The following is a 981-nucleotide window of genomic DNA, read 5'->3' as shown; positions in this document are numbered from 1 at the left end:
GACGCGCTGGCGCTGCCCGCCCGACAGGCGGTCCGCCCGACGCGCGCCGAGCCTTTCGAGCCCGACGGCGGCGAGGGCGGCATCCGCCGCCGCGACCTCCGCCCGCGGCCAGAGCCGCAGCGCGGCGCGCCAGAAGCCCATCCGGCCGAGCGCGCCGACCAGCGCATTGTCCCGCGCGGATAGCCGCTGCGCGAGCGCATGCTGCTGGAAGACGAGCGCCGGGCGCCCGCCCGCGGCCACGCTGCCCGAGGACGGCAGCAGCCCCGCGACGGCGCGCAGCAGCGTCGTCTTGCCCGCGCCGGACCGGCCGGCCAGCGCCACGACTTCCCCCGGCGCGACATCGAGCGAGATGCCGCGCAGCACCGCGCGGCCGCCGAGATCGACGGCGAGGTTGCGCACCACCAGCCCCGGGCGGGATTGCAGCATCACAGCAGCCGCCGTCGCAGCGCGGCCGAAAGCCGATCCGCCGCCAGCGTCAGCGCGACGATGATGAGGAGGATGGCAAGCACCCTGTTGAAGTCGAGCAGGTCCACCGCGTTCTTCAGTTCCTGCCCGATGCCGCCCGCGCCGACCAGGCCGAGCACGGTGGAGGCGCGGATGTTGAACTCCCACACGTACAGCAGCGCGGAGGCGGTCTGGGGCAGCGTCTCGGGGATCAGCACCACGGTCGCGGCCTGGGCGCGGCCGGCGCCGGCGGATCGCGCCGCCTCCATCGGCGCAGGGTCGGCGGCTTCCAGCGCCTCCGACCACAATTTGCCGAGGCTGCCCGCCGAATGCAGCGCGACGCCGAGCATGCCGGCGAAAGGCCCGAGCCCGACGGCGGCGACGAAGATCAGCGCGAAGACGAAGCCATCGACGCCGCGCAGCGCATCGAGCAGCGCGCGCACCGGATGATACAGCGCCGCGGCGGGCGTGGCCGGCCGCGCGGCCGCCAGCGCGAGCGGCACCGCCAGCACGGCCGCAGATCGGAAGGGCAGTCGC

The 981-nt window shown here is 75.6% G+C and carries 2 protein-coding genes; both read right to left on the bottom strand.

What is annotated here, in order from left to right; translation table 11 throughout:
• Positions 1-426 (bottom strand): ATP-binding cassette domain-containing protein (locus HW577_RS25570; protein WP_198378891.1); only part of this gene is annotated, 426 nt, incomplete at its 3' end.
• On the bottom strand, positions 426-981 hold a 556-nt coding region (locus tag HW577_RS25565; protein WP_198378890.1), incomplete at its 5' end, for a PhnE/PtxC family ABC transporter permease. The genes HW577_RS25570 and HW577_RS25565, both read right to left, overlap by 1 nt.

This window comes from Neoroseomonas rubea, from assembly GCF_016106015.1.
Taxonomy (GTDB): Bacteria; Pseudomonadota; Alphaproteobacteria; order Acetobacterales; family Acetobacteraceae; genus Neoroseomonas; species Neoroseomonas rubea.
This window is presented reverse-complemented; position numbering and strand designations above follow the sequence as displayed.